This window comes from Desulfuromonas acetexigens, assembly GCF_900111775.1.
Classification (GTDB): Bacteria; Desulfobacterota; Desulfuromonadia; order Desulfuromonadales; family Trichloromonadaceae; genus Trichloromonas; species Trichloromonas acetexigens.
In genome coordinates, this window is sequence record NZ_FOJJ01000040.1 from 129236 (window position 1) to 137500 (window position 8265).

Annotated in this window: 6 protein-coding genes and 2 rRNA genes (1 of these 8 running past the window's edge); 3 read left to right on the forward strand and 5 right to left on the reverse strand. The window is 57.4% G+C overall.

The genetic code is table 11. From position 1 onward, the window contains the following. The first annotated feature begins 68 nt into the window (after window positions 1–68). Window positions 69–1784 carry an alkaline phosphatase family protein gene (locus tag BQ4888_RS16305; RefSeq protein WP_092058603.1) on the forward strand — a complete coding sequence of 572 codons (1716 nt, stop codon included), beginning with the start codon at window positions 69–71 and terminating at the stop codon, window positions 1782–1784. Here the strand turns inward: BQ4888_RS16305 and BQ4888_RS16310 are convergent. Then, a complete protein-coding gene (locus tag BQ4888_RS16310; RefSeq protein ID WP_092058605.1) occupies window positions 1744–2958 on the reverse strand; it encodes a class I SAM-dependent rRNA methyltransferase in 1215 nt (404 codons plus the stop codon). The two genes, BQ4888_RS16305 and BQ4888_RS16310, sit on opposite strands and share 41 nt — an antisense overlap. Before the next feature lie 140 nt (window positions 2959–3098). Here BQ4888_RS16310 and BQ4888_RS16315 point away from each other — a divergent pair, with 140 nt between their 5' ends. Next, window positions 3099–3749, forward strand: a complete 651-nt coding sequence (locus BQ4888_RS16315) for a hypothetical protein (RefSeq protein ID WP_092058607.1) — start codon at window positions 3099–3101, stop codon at window positions 3747–3749. Between the two features lie 3 nt (window positions 3750–3752). Here BQ4888_RS16315 and BQ4888_RS16320 read toward each other — a convergent pair whose 3' ends face one another. Both BQ4888_RS16320 and BQ4888_RS16325 read right to left on the reverse strand, forming a co-directional pair. Continuing rightward, on the reverse strand, window positions 3753–4745 hold the full coding sequence (locus BQ4888_RS16320) for a permease (RefSeq protein ID WP_170232919.1): 993 nt from the start codon (window positions 4743–4745) through the stop codon (window positions 3753–3755). Window positions 4746–4910: 165 nt separating this feature from the next. Beyond that, window positions 4911–5861: an aldo/keto reductase gene (locus BQ4888_RS16325; protein WP_092058611.1), complete on the reverse strand. Its 951-nt coding sequence runs from the start codon at window positions 5859–5861 to the stop codon at window positions 4911–4913. A 112-nt stretch (window positions 5862–5973) separates the two neighbouring features. Here BQ4888_RS16325 and BQ4888_RS16330 point away from each other — a divergent pair, with 112 nt between their 5' ends. Then, window positions 5974–6765 carry a class I SAM-dependent methyltransferase gene (locus tag BQ4888_RS16330; RefSeq protein ID WP_092058613.1) on the forward strand — a complete coding sequence of 264 codons (792 nt, stop codon included), beginning with the start codon at window positions 5974–5976 and terminating at the stop codon, window positions 6763–6765. 101 nt (window positions 6766–6866) lie between these two features. On the opposite strand, the gene rrf is transcribed toward BQ4888_RS16330, so the two are convergent. Continuing rightward, window positions 6867–6983 (reverse strand): 5S ribosomal RNA (rrf, locus tag BQ4888_RS16335). Between the two features lie 119 nt (window positions 6984–7102). Continuing rightward, window positions 7103–8265 (reverse strand): 23S ribosomal RNA (locus BQ4888_RS16340) (it continues 1793 nt past the right edge of the window).

Sequence of the window (8265 nt, forward strand, 5' to 3'; positions counted from 1 at the left end):
TTGCCTTTAGGCCCTGTGCTACAGTCATTTTAATACACTGTTCTGCTTGCTTTTCCACAGGGCGAAACATGACTGAAATCTCTTGGTTCGGAAAACTCTACCGGGCCTATTACGGATTCAAGTTTTATCTTTTACGAAAGGAACGTCGGGAACGCCAGGCTTCGGGCGCCCGTAAAGGATTCGTCGGGGTGCAGATCGACGGCCTTTCGGCCCCGCATCTGCGTCGGGCTCTCGACCTGGGCTACATGCCCCATGCCCGGCGCTATCTTGATGAAGGGCACGTGCTTCTGGAATATCAAGCCGGCTTACCCAGCACCACGCCCGCCGCCCAAGCCGCGATATTTTACGGCGACAGTGGCGGGATCCCCGCCTTCCGCTGGTTCGAACGAGCCACCGGGCAACTGATCAGCTGCAACGACCCCGACCACGTGCAGCATTTTCGAGAAAAACTTTTTCATGACAAGATCGGCTTGCTCGACGGCGGTTCTTCCTATTCGAATATTATCGACGGCGGCGCGGCGCGCAGCGTTTTCACCGTTTCATCTCCTCATCCCCAGACCCTCTTCGGACGCTTCGGCGGCCTCCGCTTCATGCTTCTGGCCTTGCTCCATCCGTTGCGCATCTGCCGCATGATCGGCGCGACCCTGGTCGAATACGTCACCGACAGCTACGAGCGCTGGCATTACCGAAGAACCCGCCCCTGGCGGGTGAGCGAGGGGCTCTTCCCCTTGATCCGGGTGCTGTGTAACGTGGTACTGCGGGAACTTCAGACGTTGGGAGTGTTGGCCGACATCTATGTGGGCGTGCCTTACATTTACACGACCTATAGCGGCTACGACGAACTCGGCCACCACTTCGGCCCCGGCTCCCAGGCGGCATTAAAAAGCCTGCGTCATACCGACAAACGCATCGGCGAAATCTTGCGGATGGTCCGCCATGCCGCCGGCGCCGATTACCAGTTGGTCGTTCTCTCCGACCACGGGCAGACCCCCGGCTATCCTTTTCACAACCGCTTTGGCGCCACGCTCGGCGATGCCATCAGCGCCTTTCTGAAAAAAAACCAGCGGGCCGCCGTCTCCAGCGGACCGCTGGAATTCACGGCCGTTCAACTCGATTATCTGCGGGCGGAATTGGATACGCGTCCCAGCCACTGGCGCGACCGGATCTATCGGGCGACCAAAAAGCTGCTGCAGAAAAAAATCCGCGACCTGGTACCGGAAACGATCAAGATCGATGAAGAGGGGGGCGTGGTCATCACCTATTCCAGCTCTCTTGCCCATCTCTACATCACCGGCTACAAACAGCGCCTGAGCGCAGCGGAAGTCGAGAAGGAGCAACCGTTACTGTTGCGCTTCCTCAGTCAGCATCAGGGGATCGGCTTCGTTCTGGCACGGGGAGAAGGTATGGAGATCTGCTGCTATCACGACGGCGAGCGAACGGTCGGCTCCCAGGAACGCGTACCCGCTCCGGAGGGGCTGAAATTTCTCCGTCCCTACGGCGAGCCAGAGACCCTTTGGCCACGCCTGGTCGCCTTCGCCCTCGATGACGCCTGCGGCGACCTGATTCTCTTTGGCGCCTACGATGGCGAACGCATCGCCTGCTTCGATGACCAGGTCGGGGGACATGGATCAGTCGGCGGCGAACAGTCGCGCCCCTTCGTGATCCTGCCGAACAGCCACCCTTTGACGGGACGAAACGACCTGGTGGGCAACTCTTTCCTCTACCATGAGGTGTTCAAACCGCTCAGAAACGACCCGCCGTCGGCACCGCTGCCACATATTTGAGGTAGCGCCCCTCGGGGAAGCTCGTTGAAAAGGGGAAATCCTCCCCCTGCCCGGCAATACGGGTCACGCGCAATCCCTGCCCCTCCTGCAAAGCCCCCCGCCGCAACTCCTTGAGATAATCAGCGATATCCACCTTCTGATGATTGGACGACGCCAGCAGCAGCCCCCCCGGCTCCAGCACGGGCAGCACGGCGGCAACCAGATCCGAGGTGCCGCCACGGGTAGTGAAGCGGCTCTTCTTGGTCGTGGAAAAGGAAGGCGGATCCATCAACACTACATCGAAGCGCCGTCCCTGTTGCCGCAGGGCACGGAGGGCCTCCAGGCAATCATCGACGATGAATTCATGCCGACGCGGGTTGAGCCGATTCGCCGCGAAATTCTCCTCGGCCCAGTTGAGATAAGGGGCCGAAGTATCGACGCTGGTCACCCGTCCGGCACCGGCGCAAGCGGCAGCCACGGAGAAGGCTCCGGTATAGGCAAAGAGATTGAGGACCGCCTTGCCCGCAACCCTCTTCATGAGATCCCGGCGGTTTTCCCGCTGATCGAGGAAGAGTCCAACATGCAGCCCTTCTTCGAGATCGACGAGAAAATTCAAGCCGTTTTCCAGCACCGAAAAGCGTCCTTCCCGCCCCTGTCCGGCCAGAAGACGGCTGTATTTCTTGCCGGGGATTGCCCCTTGCAACTCGCGAGTGTTTTGCGGGCGGCGCTTTTCGTAAATCCCCAGAGGCTGAAACTCCTGCTCCAGAACCTGGGCGACCAGCGGCAAATGTCGCCGCCAACTCTCGGCGTAAAGCTGAACCAGGAGGAAATCCCCATAGCGATCGACGGTCAGACCGGGGAGACCGTCCCCTTCGCCGTTGATCAGCCGATAGGCCGTGGTCTCCTGCAGATCGATGACCTGCCGGCGCAAACGCCAGGCTTCCGCTACCCGTTGGCGAAGCCATTCCTGAGTCAACTTCATCGGACCAAAATCCAGCACCCGCGCCACCACCCGCTCACCCGGATCGAGCAGGGCGGTGGCCAGCAGGCGGTTCTCTTCGTCGCGGAGGGCGACAAGATCCCCCCTTGACCCTTGTGGCCAGCGTTTGGTATAGCGGTCCTCGATCACCCAAGGGTGTCCCAGTTCGAGCATGCGTTGGGTTTCGGGTCCGACGACAAAAGCCCCCTGATTCATAGGAAAACTCCTTAAAAAGTGTGCAGTGATCATGGATTGTAACGGCGCGCAATCCAAACCACCAAGGCGAAAAGGATCGCTGGCGGCATTCCCTCTGTGATAATATTCCCTACTCAAAAACGCTGTCGCAAGGAGAGCCGATGAACGAATCGAAAAAAACGCGGGGAGAACAGGCCATCGAACAGATTATGGAAACACTCCCCCCGGAATCGGAACGCTATCAGGTTCTGGCGACTGCCCGAGCCTTCAAATCCTCGTGGGTCGCCTTGGGGGAACAGTTGCTGCGAGTCAAGCGCAGCGGGCTTTTTCAGGAGTGGGGCTACGACAACTTCGAAGCGTACTGCGCCCAGGAAATCCGTATCAAGAAGCCGACCGCCCAAAAACTGACCCTGGCCTACGACTTTCTGGAACGGGTAGAACCACAGCTTGTCCCCCGTCAGGGGGAAATCTCCCCTGTACCGGATTACCGATCCATTGAGCTCTTGCGGCAGGCGCGGGAGGAAAAGGGATTTTCAGAGGAGGACTACGCCGGACTGCGGCGAGCGGTGCTGGAGGAGAATCGCAGTCACCCTACGGTGCAAAAACGGTTCAATGAAGTGGCGGCGGCCCAAGAGGGTGGACCGTCCCCCAGCGAGCAACTGCGCGGTGCTCTACTGACCGCCCGCCGTCTGGCCGGTCAGCTCGAACGGCTAAGTCCGCTTCCGGAAGACGCCCCGGCCGATCTTGCCCGCCTCATCCTCTGGCTGGAGGGACAGCTTGAGACTCTGGAAGCAGCGGAGCAAGCGGGCTGACCGCTACCCGCCGATGGGCAACCAACGATAGGCAAATGCCAGAAAAAGCGTTCCTGAAACACACAGAAACAGATAGAGCAGCAGTACCCGCTTGCGGAACATGGAAATAAAAATGCCCATGACCGGCAGGGCCGTAACCGGCCCGCCGATGAGCAGGGCAATCCCCGCCCCCTTGGCGAGAGTTATCCCTTCCCCCACCTCCGGCGAAACAAAGCCATAGAGCATGGCGGCGGCGGTCACTTGTGGCAGATGCAGAGGGATAGTAGCAAAGGTCAGCGTCAGAATCGGCGCGATCCCCTCGCCGGAAAGGAGCGCAGCTAACCAATCCGTGGGGATGAGGGTTGACGCAACCACTTCGATCACCAGTCCGATCAGGGCAAAGCGTCCGATTTTAAGCAGCCCTTCCCAGAATTTGGCGAGAAAGACCAGAAACTTGTTGTGGGTGCAGCGGTCGACCCGATGCGAGAGCTGCTTGCCGCAGTCACAGCGCAACTCCACCACCGGATAATCGGGATCGTGGAAATCCCCTTCGGGCAGGATTTTCCGGAACAGCCGTTCTTCGGTAAAACCGTAACGACGCAGGAAATGCGTCGCATAGCCGGCGTACAATCCCATGAACAGAGCACAGACCACAACGACGTTGGCCCAGAGCGTCCCCAACTCCCAGTTCAACAGGGTATAGCCCGCCGGGCTCATGAGCGGCGAGGTCACCAGCAGCGACATGGCGGGTGCCAGAGGCAACCCTGCCAGCAAAAGGGAAATGACCAGGGGCAGGGTGGCGCAGGCACACAAAGGGCTGACAAGGCCCAGCAGAGTAGCCACGACAATGGAGAGCGCCCCGAAATGAGTCAGCGCCTTGCGGATCTTGACGTGCCACTTGAAGGTACGAATAATCGCTTCCAGCAGCACGCCCAACATCAAAAAAGGCAGGATGTAAAGAATTTCGCGCCAGAGTCCCGCACCCAGTTTGACGATCAACTCACTCCAGTTTTCCATATCCGCGCCGCTCATCCCTTCGGTTAAGATTCTGTCCGGCGCAAGGCCAAACAGACAATTTTTCGCCAGGAACCCTATTCAAATCCGGCGTCCATGATCATCCGCAAAAACCTGGGACACCGCGGCTCATAAATAAGCAAAAGCTGTTCCAGATGAAGGATTCTATCAGACCACCCGGATCATGAATTCCGGGCACGCCGGGGCGCAATAACCACAGAGGATGCAACGTTCGGCATCGACCCGCGCCTTGCCGTCAACAATGGCCAAAGCGTTGTTGGTACAGGCCTCGACGCAAGAACCACATCCCGTGCAGAAGCGGTCCATGATCTTCAAATGACGCCGTTGCGACTCCAGTTTCCGCCACATGGCGTCCTCTAGGGGGGCATCGGAAAAAAGGCGGATGTTGGCATCAACCTCGGCTTCGGACAACATGCCCACGGCGACGCCATGGACCCCGGGCAGGTCACGGACAAAACGTAAACTCTCGCGCGCCTGGGCAATCAGATTGCCGCCGGCCAGCGCCTTCATAGCGTAAACCCCCTTGCCGGCCGCGGCAACCTCGGCAAGGGCCGCAGCCATCTCCTCGGCCGAACCATCCAGAATCCCCATGCCCTGTCGGTTGATCAAAGGATGGACCACGGCAATTTCAGGGTGACGTGCAGCCTGTCGCACCGCACGAATGTAATGAGTCGACAGACCTACATGGGCGATCTTCCCCTCGTGACGCATCTCCAGCAAAAGATCGAAGATCGCAGCGCGCTCGATAAAGGGATCAGCAAGCCGCGCCGCATGCACATGCACGACATCCAGACGCTCGACACCGAGCTCGCGCAGCGCCTGCTCCACATGTCGACGTGCCATTACCGCATCTGTCGCATGGGTTTTGCTGGCCAGATAACAAGATCCTTGATAACCCTTGAGGGCCTGCCGAATATGCCTGAAGGTTTCATAAAGGGCAGCGGTATCGATCATATTGACGCCGCACTCCAAGGCATAGCGCAGCAACCGTCCGGCTTTCTCCAGGGGCAGGTCCGCCTGCAATGGCCCCAGCGGCAGACTGCCAAAAATCAGGGGGCTGACCGCCATCCCGGGACTTCCCAGCAAGACCTTATTCATGCTATCCTCCCAAAAATTTTCCAATGAACAAAAAATCTCACCTCCAGGTCGTAAATCGAACCGATGGTATACTTGGAGATAATGAGGCGAGCGCGAGAAGCGAGGTAAAAAAATGTCGAACGAATTTAAAAATCAGGTTAAAGAGCAGTTCGGCAAGGCGGCTGACGGGTACGTCCGGGATCAGGGATTTGCCCAAGGAGCCGACCTGGTGGAGGCGGCGAAACTGCTTCAACCGACGAACGACGACATTCTGCTCGACGTAGCCTGTGGTGGCGGGCACACTGCCCTCTACTTCGCCCCTATGGTCCGCAGTGTGGTCGCCTCCGATCTGACCATGCAGATGCTGAAAAAGGCTCAGGAATATATCAGCGATGAAGGGAACGTGGACAATGTGACCTTCCGCGAGGCCGACGCCGAAGACTTGCCGTTCCCCTCCGGATCCTTCACCGTCCTCACCTGCCGGATTGCTCCCCACCATTTTTCCGATGTCCCTAGGGCGTTACGGGAATTTCACCGGGTTCTGCGCCGCCAAGGCGGACGAATGGTCATCATCGACACCCTCCTGCCGGAAGATCCGGAAATCGCCGAATTTTGCCAGACCATGGAGAAAATGCGGGATCCGACCCATGTCCGCGCCTACACTCGCCGTGAATGGACAGAAATGGTCGAAAATGCTGGGTTCAAAGTAATTGAAACCAAAGTTTTTCACAAAACCCATGATTTCGACAGCTGGGCGAGAAGGGCGGGTCTCCGTGGCGACGCTATCAAAAACCTTGTTCAATATTTCATCAAAGCACCGGCTAAAGTCCATGACTATTTTCAGATCGAAACCTTCGCCGGCGAAGTTGAAAGCTATACCGATCGGAAGATTTTGATCTACGCCACTCGCCTCGATAAAAAATAACCTGAATCGATATCGGTTGAGACGGGTTACTGGTCCTGCTCAATCTCATTTTTTAAATAAAAAAAGGCCCGCCTCTAAATGAGGCGGGCCTTCTGGAAAAATTTCGGCGGCGACCTACTTTCCCACATAGTTACCCATGCAGTATCATCGGCGCAGTAGGGCTTAACTTCTGTGTTCGGAATGGGAACAGGTGTGACTCCTACGCTATAGCCACCGAAAACCGTACAACTGGTTTTCAATTGCCTAAGACTTAATCGATGCGAGCAGTTTGGATCGAAACGCTATGGAGTCGGGGGGCGAGGCGAACCTCGCCCCCTTCCTCACGAAAAAACTTTTTATGGTCAAGCCTCACGGTCAATTAGTACCGGTAAGCTGAATGCATTGCTGCACTTACACACCCGGCCTATCAACGTCGTCGTCTCCGACGGACCTTTAGGGGCTTACGCCCAGGGAGATCTCGTCTTGAGGGGGGCTTCCCGCTTAGATGCTTTCAGCGGTTATCCTTTCCGAACGTAGCTACCCAGCCATTGCCTCTGGCGAGACAACTGGAACACCAGTGGTTCGTCCATCCCGGTCCTCTCGTACTAAGGACAGATCCTCTCAAATCTCCTGCGCCCACGGCAGATAGGGACCAAACTGTCTCACGACGTTTTAAACCCAGCTCGCGTACCACTTTAATTGGCGAACAGCCAAACCCTTGGGACCGACTTCAGCCCCAGGATGTGATGAGCCGACATCGAGGTGCCAAACCTCCCCGTCGATGTGAACTCTTGGGGGAGATAAGCCTGTTATCCCCGGAGTACCTTTTATCCGTTGAGCGACGGCCCTTCCATACAGAACCGCCGGATCACTAAGACCTGCTTTCGCACCTGCTCGACCTGTGTGTCTTGCAGTCAAGCTCCCTTATGCCTTTGCACTCTTCGGCTGGTTTCCAATCAGCCTGAGGGAACCTTCGCGCGCCTCCGTTACACTTTGGGAGGCGACCGCCCCAGTCAAACTACCCACCAGGCAGTGTCCCTGACCCGGATGACGGGCCGAGGTTAGACATCCAGAAGAACAAGGGTGGTATTTCAAGGGCGACTCCACCGACACTAGCGTGCCAGCTTCAAAGTCTCCCACCTATCCTACACATGCTGTCCCGAATGTCACTGCCAAGCTGTAGTAAAGGTTCACGGGGTCTTTCCGTCTTGCCGCGGGTACTCGGCATCTTCACCGAGAATTCAATTTCGCTGAGTCTCTGGTTGAGACAGTGCGGAAGTCGTTACGCCATTCGTGCAGGTCGGAACTTACCCGACAAGGAATTTCGCTACCTTAGGACCGTTATAGTTACGGCCGCCGTTTACCGGGGCTTCGGTTCAAAGCTTCGCTTGCGCTAACAAATCCCCTTAACCTTCCGGCACCGGGCAGGCGTCACACCCTATACTTCCTCTTGCGAGTTTGCAGAGTGATGTGTTTTTAGTAAACAGTCGCTACCGCCATTTCTCTGCGACCCCCTTCGGC

Coding starts and splice junctions, on each gene's coding strand:
- BQ4888_RS16305 (WP_092058603.1), top strand. CDS start 69: ATGACTGAAATCTCTTGGTTCGGAAAACTCTACCGGGCCTATTACGGA.
- BQ4888_RS16310 (WP_092058605.1), bottom strand. CDS start 2,958: ATGAATCAGGGGGCTTTTGTCGTCGGACCCGAAACCCAACGCATGCTC.
- BQ4888_RS16315 (WP_092058607.1), top strand. CDS start 3,099: ATGAACGAATCGAAAAAAACGCGGGGAGAACAGGCCATCGAACAGATT.
- BQ4888_RS16320 (WP_170232919.1), bottom strand. CDS start 4,745: ATGGAAAACTGGAGTGAGTTGATCGTCAAACTGGGTGCGGGACTCTGG.
- BQ4888_RS16325 (WP_092058611.1), bottom strand. CDS start 5,861: ATGAATAAGGTCTTGCTGGGAAGTCCCGGGATGGCGGTCAGCCCCCTG.
- BQ4888_RS16330 (WP_092058613.1), top strand. CDS start 5,974: ATGTCGAACGAATTTAAAAATCAGGTTAAAGAGCAGTTCGGCAAGGCG.